Here is a 26,174-nt window from a genome sequence, read left to right as displayed (position 1 = left end):
TTCTCATGACTAAAATAAAAAACCGAGCAATGATTGCAATCATTGCTCGGTTTAAGACAACAAATTTAAGATTAAATCTTAAATTTTCAAGTCTTTGCTTAGAAGTTATGCGGATTTTCCAAACGCTTCACTTCTTGTACTTTATTGGGATGATGCACTGCTGCAACACCATCATCTGTTTGCTGATCGACAATCGCTTCAGGATTATAAATGGTAATAATTTCATTGCCATTTGCATCTTCACCGACAATATACTTCACTCCTTTACGATTCATTTTATGGCACATTTTTTGATACCAACCTTTGAATCCTGTGGTTTCTTCATGTGGATTGAAATAGAACGCATTCATCACAGACGGTAAGCCCAGTCCACAGACCAAGCCTGAAAGTAACACCACAATAAAGGTATATCCAATCAAGATATCACTGTATTGACTCAGTTGCGGGACGTTGGCTACAGACAGAATCAATGCCAATGAAATGGCACCACGCACACCACCCCAAGACAGGATGGTTAAACTACCGTTATAACTGCGTGCGCGAAACGATGGGAAAAAGGCAAATGAGAGAAAGTTTGCTGCAAAACGACACAGATGCAGAATGATAAAGGCCACGATCCCGCCTAAAATCATGCTTGCATTTAAATCCAGAATAAACAGCTCTAAACCAATCAAGGTAAACAAGAATGAATTGATAATCCCTTCAACAGTATGCCAAAAATGGTTGACTTCACGGATTTCACGATCCTGTAAAATCTCATCCCATTTATTACCAACGATCAAGCCACCAATGACGCAAGCAATCGGCGCAGAAGCATGTGCAAATAAAGCCACCAAATATGACCCACAAGCCAATAACGCTGAGGTCAGAATCAAAGATTCCATGACATGCTTACCACGTAAAATACGCAGAATCGCCCAACCAAATGCCCAACCAATAATGACCGCGACAACAATCTCATACAGCAAAGTTTGTAGAGTTGCCAGCAAACTAAAATGTTCACCTTGCAATACATTAAGTAAGGTCATAAATACGGCGATACACATGGCATCATTAAATAGCGACTCACCTTCGAGTTTCACCATCAGATGATGCGGTGCACGAACTGAACTCAGTACCCCTTTAATCCCGATCGGATCCGTAGCCCCTAGTGCTGAACCTAACAGCAATAACACTAAAATAGGCACCGGATTGCCAATCAAATATTGGAAGCCAAATAATAAGCCACCGAACAGCACAGCACAGATTACCAATGCAATAGTCGCCAAAATGCTAATCGGCTTCCAATAGACCCGTAAATCTGAGACTTTAAATTTCAATGCTGATGAGGTCAAAATGAAACAAATCACACCATTGACCAAAAAGTCATAGAAATCGATGTGACGGACTGCATTTTCAATATTGGTCAAATTAATCGAGATAAATTGATTATCGCCGAGTAAATTTGCAGCCCATTGTAAAATGAAGACAAAAATTGCCGAAACAATCGGCACACCGATGGCTTGAGGAAATCCGAGAACCCGTTTATTGAATATTGTCGTAGCGATTGATAAAGCAAAAACCACTGTGAAAACTTGCAGAAAAAAATAATTACCCATACTTCGCCTATCTATCTTTCATAGCACTCAGCAAATCCACCTATTAAAAAAATAAATGCCTTACCCACAATCATTTTAAAATATTATATTGTTTTTAAAGTTATGAATATATTGCTTACGTTAATTAAAAATTTATAACGAAAGGTGATTTAGGACTAAAATCACCTTTCAGCTCATTTAAACTACATAAATGATTACAACAGCCATATGTCAAAAGACTGTACTTTAAAGTGATGAGTTAAAAGTATCACATTGGTTAATGTCACCTGTGGTCAGACCTTTATTAAACCAAGTCATACGTTGTGCACTGGTCCCATGCGTGAAACTGTCTGGTACCACATGACCGCGTGCTTTCTTCTGCAAATAATCATCACCAATTTTATTGGCGGCATCCATAGCTTCCTCAACATCACCCTTTTCCAAGAATTGAGTACGCTGATGATTGTCCTTCGCCCATACGCCTGCTAAACAATCCGCTTGAAGCTCTAAGCGAACTGACATGGCATTACCTTGTACTTCACTGGCTTGTTGACGCGCTTTTTGCACTTGATCTGAAATACCCAGCAAGTTCTGTACATGGTGACCCACTTCATGTGCAATCACATAAGCCTGTGCAAAATCACCTGCGGCATCTTGGCTACTCAATTCAGATTGGTTCTGCTCACCAGAAATGTCCATTTGTGTCCGCATTTCTTTAAAAAAATCGGTATCGACATAAACTTTTTGATCAGCAGGACAATAGAATGGTCCCATTGCGGATTGCGCAGTACCACAGCCCGAGTTGACTGCACCACTAAACATCACCAATTTTGGTGGTGTGTACTGTACACCTTGTTGTTTGAAAATTTGCGTCCAAGTGTCTTCGGTATCGGCCAAAACCGTGCCCACAAAGGTTGCTATCTCTTGCTGCTCAGGGGTTGGATTAGTCAGCCCTGTCGCCTGCTGTTGTGCGCCTCCTGACGTGACTTGCTTGGTGGCTTGATACGCCATTTGCGGATCGACTCCAAAAAACTTCCACGCCACAAAAGCCACCACCAGACCCAAAATACTGATGCCACCGGCTTTGGCACCGCCACCACCCCGGCGATCCTCTAAATTTTCACTGACACGACGCCCTTTCCAACGCATAGTCTTATCCTTATTTTTAAATTATGAGTTTATTTTAGCTATGATTACTCAATTATGCAGTTTTTGTTTTAGAAAATATTTTTTGAAAGCCTGTAATGATGATCACCACGATTAGGCCTGCAATAAACCCAATCACAAAGTTAATTAAGGTTGGCGTCAACGCACCAAAAATATGACCAAAGGTTGGGATATGTTCAGCATAATCAACCGATTCTTCAGTCAAATGATGAAACCAAGGCACACCATGACTGATAATCCCACCACCGACCAAAAACATGGCGATGGTGCCGACAATGGTTAAAGTTTTCATCAGCTTTGGTGCAAATGCGAGTAATCCACGACCAATCGCCTGTTTAAAACTCGAAGCTTGATCGACTAGATATAAGCCTAAATCATCAATCTTGACGATCATTGCCACAAAGCCGTAGACTCCAATAGTCATGATGACTGCAATTACACATAATGCTGCGACTTTAACCCCAAAGGTCGCGGCTGCAACCGTACCGAGTGAGATCACAATAATTTCGGCAGATAAAATAAAGTCGGTACGAATCGCACCTTTAATTTTTTGCTTTTCAAGTGACGCTAAATCCGTTTCTAAACTTTGTTTTTCCTGTGCAGCATCTTCAACCGTACCTGCTTTTTTATGCTGAAAAGTATGAATAACCTTTTCAACCCCTTCATAGCACAGGAATAATCCCCCTATCATCAGTAAAGGGGTAATCAACCACGGTGCAAAAAAACTAATTGCTAAAGCCAAAGGTACCAAAATACATTTATTTAAAAAAGAACCTTTTGCCACCGCCCAAACCACAGGCAATTCACGATCTGCGGAGACACCACTGACTTGCTGAGCATTTAAGGCTAAATCATCCCCAAGCACACCTGCGGTTTTCTTCGCAGCCATTTTGCTCATTACGGCAACATCATCTAAAATCGTGGCAATGTCATCGAGTAAAATTAATAAACTACCAGCCATTTTTATTATCCAATTTTTATATCATCTTGCTAATTTTACAGAAATTAAAAAAATAAGTGATGTAGTTCCGTAAATTTAATCAGCTAATTTCAAAAAACTTTGACTTATATAAGGTGTATACCCATTCAACCTACAAATGGAATAAAAGCCTTGTAAATGATCTAGCTTAAAAATCAGAGCTTAATTGCTATATCCATACAACAAACGCTAGGCAGACAGCGCAGATGTTCTTACAATAAGCCAAAATTTAATATACAAGTCGGTATTCAGTCATGAGTAATCTAGACAATCGCCCTGTGATTTTGACAGGCGACCGTCCAACAGGACAACTTCATTTAGGCCATTTTGTCGGTTCTTTACGCTCTCGCGTGGGTTTACAAGATTCACATCATCAACATTTGCTTTTAGCAGATGCTCAAGCACTGACAGACAATGCGGACAACTTTGAAAAAGTACGTCGCAATATTATTGAAGTGGCAACAGATTACTTGGCTGTCGGTATTGACCCAAGCAAAACCACGATTTGTGTTCAATCATGCTTACCTGCATTAAATGAACTGACGATGTTGTATTTAAACTTCGTGACCGTGTCTCGTTTAGAGCGCAACCCAACTATTAAGTCTGAAATTCAGATGCGTGGTTTCGAGCGCGATATTCCAGCCGGCTTCCTGTGCTACCCGGTTGCTCAAGCTGCAGACATTACCGCATTTAAAGCGACTGTTGTCCCTGTGGGTGAAGATCAAATTCCAATGATCGAACAAACTAACGAAATCGTGCGTCGTTTAAACCGTCAAATGGGTCAAGATTTACTCCCAGAATGTAAAGCGTTGCTTTCCAATGTGGGTCGCCTACCGGGCTTTGATGGTAAAGCGAAAATGTCGAAATCTTTGGGCAATACCATTGTACTGGATGCTTCAGACAAAGACATTAAGAAAGCCGTGAATGCGATGTATACCGATCCGAATCATTTACGTATTGAAGATCCAGGTCAAGTGGAAGGCAATGTAGTATTTACTTACCTTGATGCATTCGATCCTGATCAAGAAGCGGTTGCAGAATTAAAAGAGCATTACCGCCGTGGTGGTTTAGGCGATGGTACAGTGAAAAAACGTCTTGAGGGTGTGCTTAAAGAGTTGATTACACCCATTCGTGAACGTCGTTTAGAACTACAAAAAGATCCAGATTACATCATGGATATTTTAAAAGCAGGCACAGATAAATGTCGTGATATTACACAACAAACTTTAGATGAAGTGAAATCAGGTTTAGGCGTGTTCCACTTCTAATTTGTTAGTTTATGTTGTTCGATACGACTAAAAACCTCTCTTTGGAGAGGTTTTTTAATTTCAGCTAAACAATCGAGTTGATTATATTGGCATATTAACGAGAACTTACACTACTTTACGTGAATACCTATGACGCAGTTATCGAGATTCATTATTATTTAATCACGGTTATGAACCATCCCCAATGTTCATAACATTTCTCCTTAACCGAAACTGCGCAAGCAGATTCGTTGTTATACGCAGTGATCACCCCAATCATTGCGTATTTTTTTTATTTAAAAATTGGGGCATTGAAGATTGATTTTGATTTAAAAGACTTAGCTCAAATGTTCATTTGAAAACGTGAATAATCATACATTTGCTCTTAATTTTTATTAAATAATCAACATTTGCCAAATTTTAATGAACACTTTACACTAGAAAAATTGATTATTTTTAAAGCGATATCAGAACAAAATAATGACTTTATATATTTAAAATTTATCTTTCATTATTCGGTGAGAACAATTGTATCTCGCTGCTAACATTATTTGAAAATCATGATTTGCAAATCATCATTTGTTAGAAGGTAATGAAATCTAAAAATAATCAACAATAACTACAAATGAGAGATCGGATTCATGTGGGAATTATTTGTCCATCCATCCAACTTGATGTTTAGCGTGAGCCTATGTCTGATGTTGTTATTGGGCGTGGTGGAATGCTTATTGCTGATTGTGGGTGCAAGCTCGCAAGGTTTTTTAGACCAATTTATTCCAGATGATTTATTCGATCCCACACATCCCGATGTGCATGTCGATGCTGATCAAGGTATTTGGCTACAATTTTTAGATTGGCTGTATTTGGGGCGAATTCCGGTGTTGGTGTGGTTGATTATTTTTCTCACCACCTATGCCCTGTTTGGTTTTATTGTGCAAAGCCTTTATTTTGAAATCACAGAACAATATTTCCCGCTGTGGATCATTGCGCCTGCCAGCTTATTTTTATGCATGCCGATTGTTCGTTTGGTGGCTGCAATCATGTCTAAGGTATTACCCAAAGATGAAACCACAGCGATTCGCTTAGATGAGCTCATTGGTCTGCGTGCTGAAATCTTTTTAGGCAATGCCAAAGTTAATTATCCAGCCCAAGCCAAAGTCAAAGATCAGCATGGGCAAACCCATTATATTTTAGTTGAACCTGAAACAGATATTACCTTTTCACAAGGTCAACATGTGATTTTAACCCGCAAAACCACAATTGGCTTTCAGGCCATTTCAATTGAAGAATAAACAAAGAGAAAACACATAATGCAAAATTCAAGTTTTTATCAAATTTTAGTGATTGCCGGGATTATCCTTGCAGCACTGATTGTGATTGGGACCATTATTGCCCGTCTTTATAAACGTTCAAGTAAAGAAGTCTCCTTTGTACGTACCGGTTTTGGTGGTGAGAAAGTCATTTTAGGCGGCGGTGCAATCGTGCTGCCGGTGTTACATGAAGTGATTCCTGTCAACATGAACACCCTACGTTTAGAAGTGAAACGTGCAGCAGATCAAGCCTTGATTACCCGTGACCGCATGCGTGTCGATGTCATGGCTGAGTTTTATGTGCGTGTAAAACCCACTGAAGAGTCGATTGCCACTGCTGCGCAAACCTTGGGTCAAAAGACCATGTCACCTCAAGAGTTAAAAGACTTGGTTGAAGGTAAATTTGTCGATTCACTGCGTTCAGTGGCCGCTGAAATGGCCATGGAAGAGTTGCATGAGAAACGGGTTGATTTCGTGCAAAAAGTGCAGCAAGTGGTCTCAGAAGACCTATTTAAAAATGGTTTAGAGCTCGAAACAGTGTCATTGACCGGTTTAGACCAAACCAGCTTTAAGTTCTTTAACCCCCAAAATGCCTTTGACGCGGAAGGTTTAACCAAGCTGACTGAGACCATTGAAGACCGCCGTAAAAAACGCAATGACATTGAGCAAGATGCAGACCTTGCGATCAAAACCAAAAATCTGCAAGCAGAACAAGCACGTTTGCAAATTTTGCGTGAAGAAGAATACGCAAAGATGCAACAAGAGCGTGAAATTTCCATTCGTAAAGCTGAACAGTTGGCTGAAATTGCGATGCAGGAAGCAGCGAAAAAACGTGAAGCTGAAGAAGCGCAAATTGCGGCAGGTCGAGAAGTTGAATTAAAACGTATTACTGCAGCACGAGATGTAGAAAATCAAAATATTCAAAAATCTCAAATCATTCAACAAGCCCAAGTGGAACAAAAGAAAACCATTGAATTGGCTGAGCAAGACCGTGCCATTGCGATTGCTGAAAAATCACGTGCAGAATCTGAAGCCAAAGCTCAAGCCGATCAAGCCCGTGCCCAAGCGGTAAAAGCAGAAGAGGAAGTCATCACGGTACGTGAAACCCAACGTGCAGAGCGTATTAAAGCAGTTGAATTGGTCGCAGCAACTCAGGCCGCTGAAACCGATGCAATTTCGATTACAGTTGCGGCAGCAGCGTCAAAACAAGCTGCAGCGGATGATGCCGAAGCTGTTCGTATTGGTGCAGAAGCAGAAGCTGAAAAAGTGCGCTTAAAAGCCAAAGGTGAAGCCGATGCGAAAGTGCTTCTTGCGCAAGCGCAAGAAAAACAATATCAAGTCGATGCGGAAGGGACACGTGCAGTCAATGAAGCCAACAATATCTTGTCTTCTGAGCAAGTGGAAATGCAAATTCGCTTAGCCCTGCTTAAATATTTACCTGAAATCATTCGTGAAAGTGTGAAGCCAATGGAAAATATTGATGACATCAAAATTCTCCAAGTCAATGGTATGGGTGGCTTAGGCGGAAGTTCAGTAAGTTCAGGTGAAAATACTGAGCAAGGTCAAGTTGCACTCTCTGATCAGGTGGTCAATAGCGCCCTACGCTATCGCTCACAAGCGCCGTTAATTGATAGTCTAATGAATGAATTGGGCATCAATGGTGGTGACATTAATGGTCTAACCCAAAGTTTAAAACCAAAGGTCGATTAAACGCTCAACCCAATTAAATGAAACATATTCACTAAATGCCCAATTTAAATTGGGCATTTTTATTACTGCATCTTAAGCCCTCGATAAAATCGAATATCCTTTTGATTTTGTTTAGCTATCCTTTCCTGAATCGTTGATTTATAAACATCATACTTTTAGGCTATGCTTGAATGAGCGCTTAGTGAATCTTGTACATGGATCGTTTTATCAATGCTGAATCTCTATTTATCCATATCCATTTTGAGTTAAAGCTCCCATGAGTCTATGGATTATTTTCATACTCGGTGCAGGTTTAGCCGGCTTTGTACAAGGACTGACGGGTTTTGCATTTGCATTGATTGCCATGTCTTTTTGGGTCTGGATACTTCCTCCACAAGTCTCAGCACCTTTGGTGGTGTTTGCGTCCCTATGGTGTCATCTGATTTCACTATCCAAAGAACAAAAACATCACTTTAATCAAAGTTTAGTTCTGCCTTATATCCTTGCCGGTTTAATCGGTGTGCCATTAGGGACTTACCTACTCGATCTGGTCAATGCACACCTGTTTAAATTGATCTTGGGGATATTTTTAGTGCTGTGGTGCCCGACCATGTACTTTGCACCACAGTTTAAGTTAATGAAGCGACTCGGCAAACCTGCCGACGCCAGTGTCGGATTTTTGGGGGGTATATTGGGTGGACTCGGTGGCTTTTGCGGTGCACTGCCTTCTGCATGGGTCATGCTTAGAAGTCTACCCAAAGATCAACAACGTTATATTTTAAGGCATTTCAATTTTGCCATTCAGCTGTTCACCATTACAGTGTATCTATGGCAAGGCACCATTCAATTCAGTCATTTGAGTTATATGGCGGTGATTGTGATCGCAGTGACCATTCCTGCGATATTCGGTGCACAATTGTTTTATAAAATTTCTGAACAACAATTTAAGCATATTGTTTTAAGCTTATTGTTTGCATCGGGTTGGGTATTAACGGTCACATCTATTCGCCATTTTTCATAGAGACCGTATTACTGGTTTTTAAATCATGATCAGGACACAAAGCTCGCTCATAAAGATAATTAAGCCTTTAAGCTGAAGCCAAAAATGAATCCATACAGCTTTAAATCATCTTTATTTTGTGCTGTTCAGTCACATGCAGATTCACGTAATTTTTGATTTAAATTATTTTTATTTTTCAAACTCAATGAAGCGCAGTAAATTTAAGCATTTATAAGCGTATGAATACGGTTGAATCGAAAATTGGACTTTATTTCTACAGCATAATTTGTACAATAGCGCCACTCATTTTTCACGCAATCTCTCCATGAAATCGCTCCTATTTGCCGGCATTTTTTTGATTCTTACAGGCTGTTCACTGGGTACTTCTCAACAAGTTGAAATGGCAGAACAATTACTCACTCAATTTGAATGCAATAATATCGACAACGAGCAACTCACCCATAATCCGATTACTGGATTCCATCAGCGCTCATTGGCAATCAGTAAAGAAAAAGCAGCTTCATATATTGAAAGTTTTAAAGAGGGTGATAGCCCGTCTGAGATGCCGCTTGAAGAGATGGTGGAACAGGAATATGTCACCTTTAAATCGGCATGTCAGTTTTTAGGTGGTGTCACCCGCGAGTTGCAAAATCCAGCGCAGCAGCATCAAAGTTAATTGAAGCTGGCTTTTTTAAGCACTGTTCTTTAAGCACTCTGCATTCAACAATACTCATGCATAAAAAAACAGGACCTGATGTCCTGTTTTTTTGTCTATCAAATCTGATCTAAATAGCGTTGATCAACACTGAATTGCTTTGGAAATTTGGCATTGATGTTGGCATAAAATGCCATGATTTCCGCCATGTCTTTGTCCATATTTCCTGATGGATAAACCACTTTACCCACTCCAGTCTTTTTATGCGCATAATCCATATAAGCTAAAGCAATGGGTACGCCTGCGGTCACTGCCACATGATAAAAACCAGTTTTCCATTGTTCTTGCTTGGCGCGTGTTGCTTCAGGCGTCACCAGCATGACCAGATCATCATGCTCTTTAAACAAATCACTCATGACTTCAACCATGCTCGGTCGTTGTTGCCCAGCTTGTTTTGGACGACGGTCAATCCCGATTCCGCCCAAAGCACGAACAAAGGGACCAAATGGGAACTTCATATAACTGTCTTTAATGGTCAGACGAACATTCACGCCCAATGCTTTGAGTGCCAAACGTGCATATAGGGCATCCCAATTACTGGTATGCGGTGCTGCAATCATCACACATTGTTTTAAATCTTGTGGCCAATGATTATCGAGCGTCCAGCCCATCATTTTTAAACTTTGTTCTGCCAACTTTTCGTACACGCGTGCACCATCGAAAAAAAGAGATCGCAGATTGTAGCAATTTTAAACAAAGATACCAATCCATCTATATTTTAAATACTTAATTTATTTAATTTTTTCTATTTATTCTAATTAAAATAACCAAGAAGATTAGCTTTATCTTTGTTTTGTATACCCGCTTTAATTTCAAGCAATTTCATTAATTGCTGATTAGAAATGAACACCACTATTTTAAATTTTTCACAAAAATTCTCCATTTCATTACAGGATTAAACCGTCTGTGTTCCCCAGTTTCATTATGCTGATTTGTCATGATTTGCTGTAAAAGCATTACTTTAAACGCGAAAATCTGGTGGAAACAATGAAAAAAACATTTCTCGCAATCACATTGATCAGTATCGGACTGGTTGCATGTAATAAACCGCAACAACAAGATCAAGCTGCCGTTAGCAATCCCTCAACGGAATCTGTAAGTGTAAGTCCTTCAACTTCAGCACCGCCGACAACATCCGAAACAGTTCCTACTGGCGACACACCTGAAACTTCACTTGATTGGCATGGTGAATATAAAGGTGTCCTGCCTTGTGCAGACTGTGAAGGTATTAAAACTGAACTGGAATTAAATGCTGATAAAACTTATGAATTGACTCAAGAATATTTAGGTAAAGGCAATGGGAACGAAATTAAAACCAAAGGTACTTTTGAATTCGACAAGACCAATCTTTCGATTATCAATTTGGATAAAGCCGCAGAAAATCAGCGCTTCTTCGTCGGTGAAAATGAAATTTCTGTGGTAGAACGTGATACAGGTAAAAAAGTTGAAGGTGCATTAGCCGAGCATTACACTTTAAAGAAAGACCTGCATTAATCGATCAATGACTTAAAAGTATAGCGCCATAAAAAAACCCTGCTTGCGCAGGGTTTTTTTGAATCATTTGTGAGGATTAACCACCAAATTGGTTCATTGTGTTTTTCGCATCGTCACCCGCTTTAAGCGCGTTGTCACCCGCGAAGATTTCTTTGTGATCATCACCGATGTCAGAACCCGCCATTGCTTGGTGTTTCACACAAGCGATCGTACCGCGGATTTCTTTACGTTGTACGCCAGCAACATAAGCCAACATACCTTCAGAACCGAAGTAACCTTGAGCAAGTTCATGCGTAGAAAGTGCAGCAGTGTGATAAGTCGGAAGTGTGATCAAGTGATGGAACACACCCGCTTCACGCGCAGCATCTGCTTGGAATGTACGTACTTTCTCATCAGCTTCAGCAGCCAATTCAGTTTCATCGTACTCAGCGCTCATCAATTTAGCACGGTCGTAAGCAGACACGTCTTTACCTTCAGCAACCCAACGATCGTACGCTTGTTGACGGAAGTTCAACGTCCAGTTGAATGACGGTGAGTTGTTATAAACAAGTTTCGCGTTTGGAATGGTTTCTTTAACACGATTCACCATGTGAGCGATTTCAGCAACGTTTGGTGTTGCAGTTTCGATCCAAAGTAAGTCAGCACCGTTTTGAAGTGAAGTTACACAGTCAAGTACAACGCGGTCGATTTGCGTGCCTTCACGGAATTGGTACAAGCCAGAAGCAAGACGTTTTGGACGGTGAAGTTTACCATCACGTTTGATCAGGATTTCATCTTCTTGCGCTTCTGAAATGTCGATTTCAGTGGTGTCTAAGTAGCTGATGTATTGAGAAGCGATGTCGCCTGGCTCTTTAACCACTGGGATTTTTTGAGTCAAGTCAGCGCCTTCAGAGTCAGTACGCGCAACGATGATACCGTCTTCAAGACCCATTTCTAAGAATGCATAACGTAATGCATGGATTTTAGCGATGAAGTCTTCGTGTGGAACGGTGACTTTACCTGCTTGGTGACCACATTGTTTCGCATCAGACACTTGGTTTTCGATTTGAAGTGCACATGCACCCGCTTCGATCATCTTCTTAGCTAAAAGGTAAGTTGCTTCTTCGTTACCAAAACCAGCGTCGATGTCCGCAATAATTGGCACAACGTGAGTTTGGAAGTTATCGATTTGAGACGTGATTTCAGCTGCTTTAGCCGTATCGCCTGCTTCGTTTGCTTTTTTAAGCGCACGGAACAAGTCGTTTAATTCTTTCGCATCTGCTTGACGTAAGAATGTGTAGATTTCTTCGATCAATGCAGGTACAGATGTTTTTTCGTGCATAGATTGGTCAGGAAGTGGACCAAATTCAGAACGAAGTGCTGCAACCATCCAACCAGATAAGTAGATATAGCGACGTTCAGTTGTACCGAAGTATTTTTTGTTCGCAATCATTTTTTGTTGTGCAATGAAACCGTGCCAGCAACCCAATGATTGAGTGTATTTGCTAGAGTCAGCATCATAAGCTGCCATATCACGACGCATAATTGCCGCTGTGTATTTTGCAATGTCTAAACCAGTTTTGAAACGGTTTTGGATTTGCATACGCGCCGCATCTTCAGGACTGATGTCTGCCCAAGTGTTGCCGAATTTAGCTTTTAATTCGCGGATTGCATCAATCGCTGTTTGGTATGTAGTCATGATATCTTCCTTCATAATTTTAGGATTTTTCTACAACGCTGCCTAAAATCACACCCTCTAATGATTTGTTTAGATTTAGAGCAGTTCGTTGCTATGAAGCTAGAGTAGATGGGCTGATCAAATTAATCCAATATCCTGCACTGATTTTCGATATTTATTTAAAAAATACATAGATCAAAGTCGTATTATAATACATATGTTATTTTATAAGCTCTTGATTTATATAGTTTATAAATTATTTAAAATGCTTAATTTTGACACGATTTTTGCAATTTCCACGCCTTAGACTTAAGTCTTGATCAATTTACAACTAGCGAAAATCACTCATTTCCCCCTTTAAAAGGCTATTTTTAAGCTGAACGAAAACATTTTAAGAGGAATTATTTTAAACAAAATATTTATTGTAAATTGCCGCTCAATGAATGCATCAGATGAAATGACTGACTGAGCATTGGTTAAACCGAAAATAGTCATGTGCTTTACAGTACCTAAAAGAAAAAGAGTCTTTGCTGATCTGACGATGAATGAACGTCAATACAACATCAGAATTCGTTTCCGATTTTATTTTCAGCCTGTTTTTTATATCCATTTAACCAGAATGATCGAATCATAATCTTTAGCAGCCAAACCTTGCACAAGATCAATCGGTCTCAGTTATAATGCGTCGCCGTAAAGGAACTAAAAAGCAGTTAGATGCTGATCAAAAGTAAAGATGTCTTTTAACAGCATGATCTGAAAAATAATTTTAGTAAAATCATCTTCAATCCCAGTAAAAGTGTGGGGAATTAAATGTTAATTCCGATGACTGCTAAAATTTGATGCATTTTTCAGCAACCGCATACACAACGGCTGTTGCTTATGGCATAATTCAAACGATTTCAAAAATATATATTCGGTATTTTTTTTATGAATCTGGAGCGGGTTGATCTCAATCTCTTAATTTACCTTGACGTACTTTTACGTGAAAAAAATGTAACGCGTGCTGCTGAACAACTCGGTGTCACCCAGCCTGCGATGAGTAACATTCTCCGACGTCTGCGTAACTTATTTAATGATCCGCTCTTAATTCGTTCTTCTGAGGGTATGACGCCAACAGAACGTGCACTTGAGTTGCAACCTCGTATTCGTGACGCGCTCTCTGATTTGTCCGTGATTTTAGAACCACGGACTGAGTTTAGACCTTATACCTCAACTCGCGTGTTCCGCATCATGACCTCAGACTACGCTGAAGCAACTTTGGTGCCTCGCTTGGTTAAAGCATTGCGTTCAGAAGCACCGAATGTGGTTTTAGATTTTTTAACGCCAAGTGATGTGTCTTATCGGGATATGGAACAAGGCAAAGTCGATTTAGCCATTAACCGCTTTAATGAAATTCCGCAAAGTTTCCATCAGGTGTTGGTGTGGCGTGACAGCTTCTCTTGTTTGCTCAATCAAAAACATCCTGCGGTGAATAACCTCAACCTCAAAAGCTATTTAGATGCACAACATATTTGGGTGTCTAAAACAGGTATGGGTGTGGGCTTTGGAGTGAATCCTGAAAAACAAGCCGGACTCGGTTGGATTGATCAGGCTTTAGAACGTATTGGGCAAAAACGTAAGATTTCAGTGTTTACCCGTCACTATCAAATGCCGGGCTTATTGGCATCCAATGTTGACCTGATTGCCACCTTGCCTTCACGTATTGGTCGCTTACAAGCCAAAAGTCAAAACTTAGTGATTAAAGATCCACCGTTTTATATTCCTGAATTTGAACTAAAAATGGCATGGTGTCCGTTATTGCATCATCACCCTGCACATCGTTGGTTAAGACAGCTGATTTTGTATGTGGCTCGTCAAATGATTGAAGAAGAAAATCGCGAATTCTTATCCAATAACAATACGCATTTTCCTCAGTTTTAATCTGCCACGAATTCATTTTTACATTCGTAAAGAAAGCGTTATATTATGAAGGTAGTGGATATATTCACTACCTTGCTTATTTTTGTGTTAAAACTTTCATAATAATTTCAATTTAAAGGTGTTTTGTGAGTCTCTTTCAGAATATCGTGATTATGATCCTTTTGATTACTGGAGCCGGCTTCTTATCATTAAGTGAGATTGCTCTGGCTGGATCACGTAAAGTTAAATTAAAAATTTTAGCTGAATCGGGAGATGACCGCGCACAAAAAGTCTTAGATCTTCAAGAAAATTCAGCCAATTTTTTTGCAGCATCTCAAATTGGTTTAAACGCCGTTGCCATCTTGGGCGGTATTTTAGGTGAAGGTGCTTTTCGCCCTTACTTCTATGAAATGGTTACACGTTTCTACTCGGGCCCATGGGCTGAAAATATTAGCTTTGCCCTGTCCTTTACTTTAGTGACTTCACTTTTCATTTTATTTGCCGACCTCATGCCAAAACGCTTGGCCATGATCGCTCCTGAAAAAATTTCAATTTCGGTGATTCACCCCGTACAAATCTTCATTGCCATTTGTCGTCCATTGGCATGGTTCATTAACCTGATTGCCAATTTGCTGTTCCGTTTTTTCAATGTGAATACCACACGTGATGACAATATTACCTTTGATGATATTTCTGCAGTCATGGATGCAGGTGCACAAGCCGGTGTCCTGCAAAAGCAAGAGCATCATTTCATTGAAAATGTATTTGAACTTGAAGAACGTAACGTCCCTTCAAGTATGACCACTCGTGAAAACGTGGTCTATTTTACTTTGAATGAATCAGAAGAAAGTATTCGCCAAAAATTAGCACAGTATCCTTATTCAAAATTTCTAGTCTGCAGTGATAGTATTGATAATGTGATTGGCTATGTCGATGCCAAAGACATTTTGGTCCGTATCTTAAAGAACCAATCTTTACTGCAATTGAATGAAAGTACGATTCGTAATGTCTTGACCATTCCAGATACCTTAACCTTATCTGAACTGCTAGACCGCTTCCGTTCAAGCAAAGAAAAATTTGCTGTTGTTTTTAATGAATATGCCTTGGTAGTTGGGGTCATTACCTTGTCAGACATTATGATCACCGTGATGGGAGATTGGGTCACACCGACGGACGAAGATGTACAAATCATTAAACGTGATGCCAATTCATGGCTGATTGATGGCAGCACCCCAATCGAAGACTTAAAACATGCGCTGGCGATTGATGAAATGCCGGATGATGAAAATTATGAAACTGTGGCCGGTTTTATGATGTACAAACTACGTAAGATTCCTCGCCCTGCCGATACCGTGATTTTTGGTGGCTATAAATTTGAAGTGGTCGATGTGGATCATTTTAAAATTGACCAATTGTTGGTGACTCGTCTGCTTGAAGAAGCAGATCCAGAAGCAAGCAATGAGTAATCTGTTTCAGTACACTTTTCCAAAATAAACCTTAAAAAAACCTCATCTTTAGATGAGGTTTTTTTGGCTGTAAAAATACGAGTGAAACTTCTAGTTTTTATCTTGGAAACGAATAGAAAATTCATCCCATGAATCTCTTTTTCTGCAGAAAAGCGCCAATCAGCTCACAATTCAAACAACTTTAATCTTCACATTTTTTATAACAATCTGATTTCCTAATAGTATTTTTTTAATCAATAGCGCAGGATTTTCTATTTTTTAAACAGTCTTTTGGGCTTCTACAAAAGCTTATAAGATCAATGGGTAACACCATAAAAATTATTTTTGATTTCTTCAAAGGATTGAAACATGCTGACCCTTTTAGGTCTCGGCATGATTTTGTGCTTCATGTACTTAATCATGTCCCGACGAATGAGTGCCCTCGTTGCACTGACTTTAATTCCCGTTGTTTTTGCTTTAATTGCTTACGGTTTAGGTTTCTACTTTGAAAGTTTAAGTCATATCGAGATCGCTAAACTCGGTGAAATGATGCTCGATGGTGTTAAAAAACTGGCACCGACGGGTGTGATGTTGCTTTTTGCAATTTTGTATTTCGCGATTATGATCGACACCGGTTTATTTGATCCATCGGTGAAATGGATTTTAAAAATGGTCAAAGGTGACCCGCTTAAAGTCACGCTCGGCACCATTACTCTCACGATTATTGTGTCACTCGATGGTGATGGTTCAACCACCTATATGATCTGTGTCGCTGCTATGCTCCCGCTGTATAAACGCTTAGGCATGAGCCCTTTGGTGATGGCATGTTTGATGATGCTTGCCAGTGGGATTATGAATCTGACCCCTTGGGGTGGCCCGACTGCTCGTGCCGCGAGTGCCTTGCATGTTGATCCAAGTGCAGTGTTTGTCCCGATGGTCATTCCAATGCTCGCTTCAATTGGTTGGTTGTATTTCCTCGGTTATATCTACGGCAAAATGGAACGTAAACGTGTCGGTATTATTGAGCTCGATGTCAGTCACGGTAACAGCATTCAAATCTCAAATAACCCTGAAGCCAATCGAGCACATTTAAGATGGTTTAATGCCCTACTGACCATAGTATTGATGGTGTGTTTAGTGAAAGAAATTTTACCCATGTCAGTGTTGTTTATGATCGCACTGTGTATTGCATTGGTGGTGAATTATAAAGATTTGGACATGCAAAAGAGTTTGGTGGCGCATCATGCAGGCAGTGCCTTAAACGTGGTCGGGATTATTTTTGCGGCGGGTATTTTTACCGGTATTTTGTCTGGTACAGGCATGGTCGATGCCATGTCCAAAGAATTGGTCGCGATCATTCCTGAAAGTATGGGGCCTTTCTTGGCACCCATCACTGCAGTGATCAGTATGCCACTGACCTTCTTTATGTCAAATGATGCTTTCTACTACGGCGTGTTACCCATTCTTTCTGAAGCAGCAGCCAATTATGGCATCACGCCGGTGGAAATGGCACGGGCTTCGATTGTCGGTCAACCGGTGCACTTACTTTCGCCCTTGGTGCCTTCAACCTATTTACTCTGCGGTTTGGCAGGCATTGAACTGGGTCACCATCAGAAGTTCACCATTAAATGGGCGATTATTACTTGCTTATTTATGTTAGCCACAGCGTTGATTGTGGGCGTATTTCCGTTTTATTCCACATTGGGCTAAATCAACCCAAAAGTTTGATCTAAAAAAAGCACCTCAGGGTGCTTTCTTTACTGGCTTGAGCTTCAATCAATGATTGAATCGATCTAGATTAACGACCATACAATTGCAATAACTTGTCTAAAGTCGCTTGGTAATGAATCGCGATGTCTTCAGACAAAATCGCATAGGCATTATCAAACTGCACCATTGGCCAGCCTTCTTTCCAGAATGGGAAAATATTGTGTAAATCACGGGTTACTGTTGCATCTTCACGAACAATGGCTTGTGCCACTTGTGATAAGACTTGTGCAGTTTCAGCACCATCAATGGCAAGGTAATCAATACCACGCACTTTTAAAATACGAACACGGTCTTTTTTATAGCGAATTTTTTTCGCCTGACCTTCGTTGAGCCCCAATGCCAAAGCCACAGCTTCAACAAACTTCTCTTCAAACGAATTATGCAATGCCACCAAAGCTTGTTTATGCGCTTCTTGACGACCTGCTTTACCACCCTGACGAATCATTTCTTTCGCTTCAACATCGAGCTCATCGCTTTTCATCGACTGTAAAACGTCTAAAATTTCGATATCGCTTAAAGATTCAGGAGAATGATCAGTCATGGGAGTCCTTAGACAAAAATATAAAGCGCTATTTTCGCATAAATTGGCATTTAAATCAGGATTAAAATATCGACGTTTGAAACAGCGTCTTGAATCAAACCGATCTTATCGTGTTCTGAAAATAGCATCGTGAATTTCTGACGTATCCATTACAAGGTTTTGATACAGGAACTTGCAAATCTCTGTATATAAAACAATAGACTAGATGTATAAAATTGCTAATTTAAAAATCATACAACAACAAGAGCATGGGCAATGGATTTTGCAGATATTTTTATACATGACACCACATGGGCTTTTTTAGGCGAAATCTTAGTCCGCTGTGTGATGATGTTTGCCATGATCATTCTGTTTTTAAGGCTGACAGGTAAACGCGGCATTCGGCAACTGTCGATTTTTGAAGTGGCGATTATTTTATCGCTCGGTTCAGTGGCAGGCGATCCAATGTTTACTGAAGATCTGCCCTTGGTGCAAGCCTTTGTGGTGATGGCCTGTATTATTACCCTATATCGTTTGACCACGTGGTTAATGATGAAGAACCAAGCCTTTGAAGATCTGCTCGAAGGTAAACCCTTATACATTGTCAAAGCGGGTGAATTGGTGTTAGAAGATGTCAAAAAAGGGAAATATTCCCAAGATGAATTCTTTGCAGAAATGCGTCAACAGAATACTGAACACTTGGGTCAAATACGGGTGGCATTGCTAGAAAGTGATGGCAAACTCAGTATTTTGTTTTATCCCAATGAAGAAGTGAAATATGGGCTGCCGCTGTTTCCTGAAGCTTGTTCCATCGTCAAGCACATAGAACCTGATGCACATTACGCCTGCAGTTATTGTGGGCATGTGCAAAACATTCAACAAGCAAGACAAGCCTGTACACGCTGTGAATGCAAAACATGGGCAGTTGCAATCAATACCGCTCGATTGACCTAAACATGAGGAAATATTTGGAAAATACAGCGCTTATCCGATTCAAGTTTTCATAACATAAAGGATAAGATAATTGGCAAAGTCACTGCTGCACAGAGGGTTTGCAAACTGATTATCCCTGCCATCAGTTGACTGTCTCCCCCCAAGACTTTGCTTAAAATATAAGATGCCGATGCGGTCGGCAAGGCAAAATACAGCACAAAAACTTGGGTTTGGAGTTCAGTGAATCCTAGCCATTTCACAATCAATAAGGCAATCAGTGGAATCACCATTAACCGAGAAAAAGTATTAATAACTAAAGGCATCAGATCTTTTTTCAGTGCTAAAAACTGCAAAGCCGCGCCAACACACATTAACCCCAAAGGCAAACTACACAGTGCAAATTGCTGTAAATACGCATGTGCGCCTTGCCATAATTTTAATTCGGATAGATTAAATGCAATTCCAACGATACAAGACATGATCAAGGGATTTTTTAGCAAGGACAGCAGAATGGTGTTCAGCTTCATGCCGTCTTTTTCAGTAAAGGCAAGTACGGAAAGAACATTGACCACGGGAATGCTCACCGCCAGAAGAATAGCAAATAGGGTCATGCCTTGCTGTTGAAACAAGGCTGCCACAATGGCTAAGCCCATATACGTATTAAAACGAATATTGCTTTGCACCATCACGCCAAATCGTGCAGGTCGGATATTGAGAATGACCTTTAGGCCATATAAGACCAGCATCAGCATCAGTAACATGATGCTAAGCATCATGACAATCGACTTAACCATAGCGAAATGGATATCCGCTGCAGCCAAATTGCCAAATAACATCGCGGGAAACAGCACATAATAATTCAGCTTTTCAGCACCCGCCCAAAATCCGTCATTTAAAAATGCTGTGCGCTTTAACACATAGCCACTTAAGATCAATGCAATTAAAGGGAACAACGACAACAAAATACTGTGCATAGCCATGAGCCTATCTCATTCAACACAGCCAGCGCCGATTGAACCGTTTATACATATCAATTTAATCCGTTCTCAACTTTAAGTCTTTGACAATTTTCATCAGCATAGCTTTCAATCTACTGCTTGGCTGAAAACTGGCCTGACGGATGGTGTTTTTCAACGATCGTTTAGTTGCGTGAGAACAACGACTTACTGTGAATAATGATACGCTCCCATACTGCACGATCAGAAATCCAATGGCTATTTTACACACATCTTTAGCTTCATTTGCTCGATTTAGACTTTAGTTAAGCCATTAAATCTAGAGGAACGCCCTCAATTGGAGGTATTACATATTCAACTTGATATTGTTCATCATTTTTATAAAATGAGACTTATATCAACAAAATAATAAAGATTATGGAAAATTTAACATTTAGAGGCATTTGGAGACATGCTGTATTGCTCGGATGCCGATACATATATAAATCAGGAAAAATATATATTTCAAAAAAGCTTTTAATCAGCACAGCAACGATTGCTTTGGGTTTCAGCTCACACCTAGCACATGCCACGATTTCATTTCCAGAGCAGGCAGAGATTTTCGCCGCAGCAGGCTTTAAAAATGTCAGTGGCGCTTGGCGCGGAAAATGCAGTTTTGGACATATTCCTTTTGTACGTGATTTGAATGGCGATGGACGACCTGATGCCATTATTCGTGATGGAGGAACAGCGTGCTACGGCAGCACTGGTGTAGGTTTTCATCTGATAACCAAACAGGCTACAGGCAAATGGACTCGGATCTTGAATAGCCCAGGTGAACCGCTGTTTCTCAAAACCGTTGGACGTCATGGTTGGCCTGAGATTGAAATTCAAACGCCAAGCCAATGCCACACCGTCTATAGTTGGGATGGCAAAAAATTTGCCAAAAATCGTCAGCAATTTAAAGGCAAACCCTGTGTGAACAAAGGCATTTAAAGCGCGTAAAAGTTTTATGGTGACTGTTAGCGTGTTGAGCAAATCAGTTTGATCTTAAATAAACTGTTCATCTCTTGCTAAAAAAGTCATCGATCAGTGCATTCAAATTAAAGTAATCGCTGCTCAATCGAACAACTCAATACAACACAATCAGTGCAACTACAAATAAAAAACTTAAGCGCGCTTTGCTCCAATTTTACGATTAACATCAATACACAAAAGCTTTCAAAATAAAATATGAATATTTTCAAAGGCCTAGTATTTTAACTTAATTTCACAATGCACCATAAATACCCAACATTTCCAAATTGGTGCAGTGCTTTGCTTTATATCGAGTCTTGATCATGTTTCAACAATATTGATCATTATTTCCTAGGTTCCATAGTGCATTCATTGCACACATCTATGGTTATACTGATCAAAAATTGCGACCCACAGCACTATAAAGATACATTATGCAAAATATAGACTTACTTTTTCTCCTTTTAGGTGCAATTCTGGTTTTGGCGATGCATGCCGGTTTTGCTTTTTTAGAACTCGGTACGGTACGCCATAAAAACCAAGTCAATGCGCTGAGTAAAATTCTCACCGACTTTTCAATTTCAGCTATCGCCTATTTCTTTGTCGGCTATTACATTTCTTATGGTCAGCACTTTTTCCATAGCGGCGCCGTGTTAATGGCTGATCATGGTTATAACCTGATGCGCTGTTTCTTTTTACTGACTTTTGCTGCTGCGATACCCGCGATTATTTCAGGTGGCATTGCAGAGCGTGCCAAAATGCGTTCACAAGCGATTGCAACCCTATTTTTGGTGGCTTTGGTTTATCCATTTTTTGAAGGGATTGCATGGAATGGCAATTTCGGCATGCAAAAATGGTTAGAAGTGCATTTTGGTGCAAGTTTCCATGACTTTGCCGGTTCGGTGGTGGTGCATGCGATGGGCGGTTGGATTGCGTTAGTGGCGGTGATTTTACTCGGCGCACGTCATGGTCGTTATAAAAAAGATGGTCGTGTCAGCGCACATCCACCCTCTTCAATCCCCTTTTTGGCCTTAGGTTCATGGATTCTCATTGTCGGTTGGTTCGGCTTTAACGTGATGAGCGCACAACGCCTCGATGCGATCTCAGGTTTAGTGGCGATGAATTCGCTCATGGCAATGGTCGGTGGCACCATTGCAGCCAATTTCTTCGGTAAAGAAGACCCCGGGTTCTTGCACAATGGCCCACTTGCAGGCTTAGTCGCGATCTGTGCAGGTTCAGATATTGTGCATCCGATTGGTGCTTTAGTGATTGGTGCCATTGCAGGCTTTTTATTTGTAAAACTGTTTACCTATACCCAAAACAAACTCAAAGTCGATGATGTACTGGGCGTTTGGCCTTTACATGGCGTATGCGGTGCTTTTGGTGGCATTGCCGTTGGACTATTTGGTCAGAGCTATTTGGGCGGTTTAGGCGGTGTTTCGATACTGTCGCAAATCTTTGGAACAGGTTTTGCGATTTTGGTTGCTGCTGCAGGTGGCTTCATCGTTTACGGCGGTTTAAAAGCCAGCATTGGGATTCGCTTAAGCCAAGAAGATGAATACCGTGGTGCAGATTTGTCGATTCATAAAATTTCAGCCAATTCTGAAGATGCAATGTTTTAGGCTTTGTTTTAACGAATCCGTTATATGCTTAATTTCAAATCAGTCCTCTGCTTTTAATAGAGGACTGTAAAAAAGAACAGATGAGAATTGCATAAAGGCGAGACAAAACCTTAAAGATGCTTCCACACTTCATCTAAAGCGTGAATCATTTTGATTTCAGTCTTTTGATATAAGGCATCCGTATTATGAAAACCGCTCAGCAATAATGCATTCAATCCTGCTTGAGTAGCACCTAGATAGTCATTTACTGGATGATCGCCAATATACAGACACTGTTGAGGTTCAACCCCAAGCTGCTGACAACTGTGTAAGAAAATTTCAGCGTTGGGTTTGGCGATCCCCACAGATTCAGAACTAAAGATCGCATCAAAATACGGGGTAAATCCTAAACCCTCTAAAATTTTCAGACGTGTCGTATGTCCACCATTGGAAATCACGGCAAGACGATAACCTGTGTTTTTAAGCTGCTGTAGTAAATCTTCTGCCCCCGGCATGGCCACTGCAGATAAACCAAATTGTGCAAACCAAAACTCTGTCAATTCTTCAAGTTCAGGTGTGGTTGCCCAATCTAGTTCCTCAATCAAAGCGTTGGCGACGGAACCGGCAATACTTGGATGAGTCAGTAATTGTTTTTTTGGGTATCCACCATTATCAATACGGCGAATAATCTCTAGAGTCTTTTGATATTGACGTTCATCATTGGAATTTAATGCCGTATCAAAGCTCTGCAACAAATGAAGACTGTAGGCTTGGACACTCTGATCACGATGAGTCAAGGTATTGTCTAAATCAAAAAGTACCGCCTGCATGTGTGTTCCATCGGGTCAAAATTGAATGCAAATCAGTTTAGCAAGCTCAGCGAAGATTCTATATGCGGATTTGTACTCACTTGTTTAGTAAGCTGAAAATGCTCCAATGAATCACTATTGGAAATACCATAACTCAGATTTAAAATGCCACATCGCACCGCCCTTCACCACTCTTATTCATCATATGCCTGATCAAGATGCTGAGCTTTTTGTTCTAGCTTTAGCCAATACACGATCGGTATAAGCAACAGCGCACCCAGCACACAAATACTGATTAAATACTGCTGATAGCCCAACCAATCGCCTGCAATACCGCTTAAGGTATAGAGTCCGCCACTGACCATGGACATTAATGACACTTGAAAAGTGAAATCGGTACCGGCATGACTTTTCCGACTGTATTGCATGACTAAAGTTAAAATAATCACCAAGAACATCGAAGCAAACATATCTTCTAAAGCATTGATCGTATAAATCAGCCACGGGGCGACCTTTAAATGTAATGTATTTAAATGTGCCAACCATGCAAAACCGGCAAGACTCAGCACCTTAAGACTTGCGAAAACCAGTAATGCTTTCGCTCGAGTCAAAAACCTTAAACTGTAACTTGCTAAGCCTGCACCTACCAATGCGGCAAAAGCACCGAGCATGGTAATATACACACCGATTTGGGTCAGACTGAGTCCTAAATCCACCAATAGCGGTTTAATGATCGGACCTGATAATCCATCACTGATTTTAATCACACATAGGACGACCAACCAACTCAACATCAGTTTGCTGTTTAGAAAATAACGAAGATAGCTTTGAATTTGCTGTATCCAAGTCCCCTGTTCAGCATGTTGTTGACTAGGGAGCTTGACCGTGTTGGGTTGCGCATGTTGGGGTTCACGATAAAACATAATCGGAATGGTATTGATCAACACAATCCCTGCCAAAATCAAAAAGGTAGTTTGCCAATTCAGCCAATCCAAGGACCACAGCATTGCACCTCCCCCGACAATAAATCCGAGTCTTGATCCCACCACTTGGAACATATTCCCAATATGTTGTTGCTCACCTTTTAAGATGCTCACTGCCAAGCCATCGGTGGCAATGTCCTGTGTGGCGCCAACCGTATTCATCAACAACAGTGCGATAAAAAAGCACAGCAAATACATCGGTTGATTCAAAGAGGCAATGGGTAAAAAGGAAAGAACGACGAGAATCACGATGCTTAGAAGTTGAGTGGGAATAATCCAGCTGCGATAATGTCCGATTCGGTCATACCCCAAACGATCGACCCACGGCGCCCACAATACTTTAACTGCCCACGGTGCCATCAACAAACCAAAGCCCCCTATATGAGTTAAAGACACCCCTTGCGCACGCAAAATCACCGGCAAAGCATGGGTCATAAAACCCACAGGTAAACCTTGCGCCCAATACAAAGAAAACAATAACAGATATAGTTGTGGGGTTTTAAACATTGAGAAAAGATACCCGATGTTGTGGGATGATTTTGAGATCAGTGTGAAACATTTTACATAACCCTCATATTTTTTATTTTATCCATAGATCAAAGTATTAGGGTCGATCACATTATTTAGTTCTTATGCAAGAAATTTGAAAATGACACATCATTTCCCCACCCTCCCAGATCAAGTGCCTCGTCGAGGTTCAGCCTTCAGCCGCAATCTGTTCAAAGGATTATATCGTGCACAAGGTTGGACTTTTGATGGAGAATTTCCCAATCTTCCTAAAGCTGTGGCGATTATATCACCACACACCTCCAATTATGATGGAATCTACGGTTTCATGGCAATGCTGGGCTTAGGAATTGATGTCACCGCTTTTGTCAAAGACAGTCTGTTTGATACCCCTTTAAAAGGTTTACTCAAATGGATGGGTGTCATGCCTGTAGACCGCGCATCTTCACATGGTTTAACCCAGCAAATTGTGGATGTGATCCAATCTAAAGATAAGATTTGGATCGCAATTGCCCCTGAAGGTACACGTAAAAGTGCTGAAAAAATTCGAACGGGTTTCTACCATATTGCGATGGGTGCCAACATTCCTGTGGTGATGTTTGCTTTAGATTATGATAAAAAAGCCATTCATTGTTTAGGCTATATTCAGCCAACCGGTGATTATGAAAAAGATTTAGCCACGATTTTAAATCACTATAAGGGCAATTTTTCTCCTAAGAATTTAGAGCTGTTGGCCAAACCTTTAAGACCCCTATTCGATCAAACACAATAAACTTGACTCAAACTACATCAAATTCGTTTGGTGTAGTCATGACTATACTGACTTCACTGAATGGCTAAAGAAAAAAGCTGTTCAGTGTTAAATGCTCGCCTTTAAAAATAAACAGATGTAAAAGAAGAAAAGCCATGCACCTTATGTC

Annotated in this window: 22 protein-coding genes; 13 read left to right on the top strand and 9 right to left on the bottom strand. The window is 40.5% G+C overall.

What is annotated here, in order from left to right; translation table 11 throughout:
• Positions 1-98 precede the first annotated feature (98 nt).
• From G8D99_RS04065 to G8D99_RS04055, 3 genes are all read right to left on the bottom strand, one after another.
• Positions 99-1,598: a cation:proton antiporter gene (locus tag G8D99_RS04065; protein ID WP_166322871.1), complete on the bottom strand. Its 1,500-nt coding sequence runs from the start codon at positions 1,596-1,598 to the stop codon at positions 99-101.
• Between the two features lie 225 nt (positions 1,599-1,823).
• On the bottom strand, positions 1,824-2,726 hold the full coding sequence (ypfJ, locus tag G8D99_RS04060) for a KPN_02809 family neutral zinc metallopeptidase (RefSeq protein WP_166322869.1): 903 nt from the start codon (positions 2,724-2,726) through the stop codon (positions 1,824-1,826).
• A 52-nt stretch (positions 2,727-2,778) separates the two neighbouring features.
• Positions 2,779-3,705: a DUF808 domain-containing protein gene (locus tag G8D99_RS04055; protein WP_166322867.1), complete on the bottom strand. Its 927-nt coding sequence runs from the start codon at positions 3,703-3,705 to the stop codon at positions 2,779-2,781.
• Between the two features lie 272 nt (positions 3,706-3,977).
• On the opposite strand from G8D99_RS04055, the gene trpS reads away from it, so the two are divergent.
• From trpS to G8D99_RS04030, 5 genes are all read left to right on the top strand, one after another.
• Positions 3,978-4,991: a tryptophan--tRNA ligase gene (trpS, locus tag G8D99_RS04050; protein WP_166322865.1), complete on the top strand. Its 1,014-nt coding sequence runs from the start codon at positions 3,978-3,980 to the stop codon at positions 4,989-4,991.
• Between the two features lie 620 nt (positions 4,992-5,611).
• Positions 5,612-6,262: a YqiJ family protein gene (locus G8D99_RS04045; RefSeq protein ID WP_166322863.1), complete on the top strand. Its 651-nt coding sequence runs from the start codon at positions 5,612-5,614 to the stop codon at positions 6,260-6,262.
• Between the two features lie 18 nt (positions 6,263-6,280).
• Positions 6,281-7,990, top strand: coding sequence for a flotillin family protein (locus G8D99_RS04040; protein WP_166322861.1), 1,710 nt, complete (start codon positions 6,281-6,283; stop codon positions 7,988-7,990).
• A gap of 256 nt (positions 7,991-8,246) precedes the next feature.
• Entirely contained in the window at positions 8,247-8,990 is a 744-nt protein-coding gene (locus tag G8D99_RS04035; RefSeq protein ID WP_166322859.1) for a sulfite exporter TauE/SafE family protein, read from the top strand.
• Positions 8,991-9,294: 304 nt separating this feature from the next.
• Positions 9,295-9,645 (top strand): hypothetical protein, encoded by a 351-nt coding sequence (locus G8D99_RS04030; protein WP_166322857.1) that lies wholly within the window; start codon positions 9,295-9,297, stop codon positions 9,643-9,645.
• 98 nt (positions 9,646-9,743) lie between these two features.
• Here the strand turns inward: G8D99_RS04030 and G8D99_RS04025 are convergent, their stop codons facing one another.
• Positions 9,744-10,331 (bottom strand): 1-acyl-sn-glycerol-3-phosphate acyltransferase, encoded by a 588-nt coding sequence (locus G8D99_RS04025; RefSeq protein ID WP_166322855.1) that lies wholly within the window; start codon positions 10,329-10,331, stop codon positions 9,744-9,746.
• 340 nt (positions 10,332-10,671) lie between these two features.
• On the opposite strand from G8D99_RS04025, the gene G8D99_RS04020 reads away from it, so the two are divergent.
• Positions 10,672-11,178: a copper resistance protein NlpE gene (locus G8D99_RS04020; RefSeq protein WP_166322853.1), complete on the top strand. Its 507-nt coding sequence runs from the start codon at positions 10,672-10,674 to the stop codon at positions 11,176-11,178.
• A 76-nt stretch (positions 11,179-11,254) separates the two neighbouring features.
• On the opposite strand, the gene G8D99_RS04015 is transcribed toward G8D99_RS04020, so the two are convergent.
• On the bottom strand, positions 11,255-12,856 hold the full coding sequence (locus tag G8D99_RS04015) for an isocitrate lyase (RefSeq protein WP_166322851.1): 1,602 nt from the start codon (positions 12,854-12,856) through the stop codon (positions 11,255-11,257).
• 906 nt (positions 12,857-13,762) lie between these two features.
• Between G8D99_RS04015 and G8D99_RS04010 the strand changes: the two genes are divergently transcribed.
• The 3 genes from G8D99_RS04010 (at position 13,763) to G8D99_RS04000 (ending at position 17,889) form a co-directional block, all read left to right on the top strand.
• Positions 13,763-14,755 carry a LysR family transcriptional regulator gene (locus tag G8D99_RS04010; protein ID WP_166322849.1) on the top strand — a complete coding sequence of 331 codons (993 nt, stop codon included), beginning with the start codon at positions 13,763-13,765 and terminating at the stop codon, positions 14,753-14,755.
• Between the two features lie 125 nt (positions 14,756-14,880).
• Complete coding sequence (locus G8D99_RS04005; protein ID WP_166322847.1) at positions 14,881-16,200, top strand: hemolysin family protein; 1,320 nt, start codon at positions 14,881-14,883, stop codon at positions 16,198-16,200.
• 348 nt (positions 16,201-16,548) lie between these two features.
• Positions 16,549-17,889, top strand: a complete 1,341-nt coding sequence (locus G8D99_RS04000) for a CitMHS family transporter (RefSeq protein ID WP_166322845.1) — start codon at positions 16,549-16,551, stop codon at positions 17,887-17,889.
• An 88-nt stretch (positions 17,890-17,977) separates the two neighbouring features.
• Here G8D99_RS04000 and G8D99_RS03995 read toward each other — a convergent pair whose 3' ends face one another.
• Positions 17,978-18,490, bottom strand: coding sequence for a hypothetical protein (locus G8D99_RS03995; protein WP_166322843.1), 513 nt, complete (start codon positions 18,488-18,490; stop codon positions 17,978-17,980).
• 255 nt (positions 18,491-18,745) lie between these two features.
• Here G8D99_RS03995 and G8D99_RS03990 point away from each other — a divergent pair, with 255 nt between their 5' ends.
• Positions 18,746-19,423 carry a DUF421 domain-containing protein gene (locus G8D99_RS03990; RefSeq protein WP_166322841.1) on the top strand — a complete coding sequence of 226 codons (678 nt, stop codon included), beginning with the start codon at positions 18,746-18,748 and terminating at the stop codon, positions 19,421-19,423.
• 47 nt (positions 19,424-19,470) lie between these two features.
• Here the strand turns inward: G8D99_RS03990 and G8D99_RS03985 are convergent, their stop codons facing one another.
• Positions 19,471-20,376: an AEC family transporter gene (locus G8D99_RS03985; RefSeq protein WP_166327502.1), complete on the bottom strand. Its 906-nt coding sequence runs from the start codon at positions 20,374-20,376 to the stop codon at positions 19,471-19,473.
• Between the two features lie 399 nt (positions 20,377-20,775).
• Between G8D99_RS03985 and G8D99_RS03980 the strand changes: the two genes are divergently transcribed.
• Both G8D99_RS03980 and G8D99_RS03975 read left to right on the top strand, forming a co-directional pair.
• Complete coding sequence (locus G8D99_RS03980) at positions 20,776-21,333, top strand: hypothetical protein (protein WP_227554351.1); 558 nt, start codon at positions 20,776-20,778, stop codon at positions 21,331-21,333.
• Between the two features lie 455 nt (positions 21,334-21,788).
• Entirely contained in the window at positions 21,789-22,976 is a 1,188-nt protein-coding gene (locus tag G8D99_RS03975; protein ID WP_166322839.1) for an ammonium transporter, read from the top strand.
• Between the two features lie 110 nt (positions 22,977-23,086).
• Here G8D99_RS03975 and G8D99_RS03970 read toward each other — a convergent pair whose 3' ends face one another.
• Both G8D99_RS03970 and G8D99_RS03965 read right to left on the bottom strand, forming a co-directional pair.
• Positions 23,087-23,785 carry an HAD family hydrolase gene (locus tag G8D99_RS03970; protein WP_166322837.1) on the bottom strand — a complete coding sequence of 233 codons (699 nt, stop codon included), beginning with the start codon at positions 23,783-23,785 and terminating at the stop codon, positions 23,087-23,089.
• A gap of 173 nt (positions 23,786-23,958) precedes the next feature.
• The gene (locus G8D99_RS03965) at positions 23,959-25,254 is read right to left on the bottom strand and encodes an MFS transporter (protein ID WP_166322835.1); all 1,296 of its coding nucleotides are present in this window, start codon (positions 25,252-25,254) and stop codon (positions 23,959-23,961) included.
• A 142-nt stretch (positions 25,255-25,396) separates the two neighbouring features.
• Between G8D99_RS03965 and G8D99_RS03960 the strand changes: the two genes are divergently transcribed.
• Positions 25,397-26,026 (top strand): lysophospholipid acyltransferase family protein, encoded by a 630-nt coding sequence (locus tag G8D99_RS03960; RefSeq protein WP_166322833.1) that lies wholly within the window; start codon positions 25,397-25,399, stop codon positions 26,024-26,026.
• Positions 26,027-26,174: the final 148 nt, after the last annotated feature.

The organism is Acinetobacter lanii, assembly GCF_011578285.1.
GTDB classification, from domain to species: Bacteria; Pseudomonadota; Gammaproteobacteria; order Pseudomonadales; family Moraxellaceae; genus Acinetobacter; species Acinetobacter lanii.
This window is presented reverse-complemented; position numbering and strand designations above follow the sequence as displayed.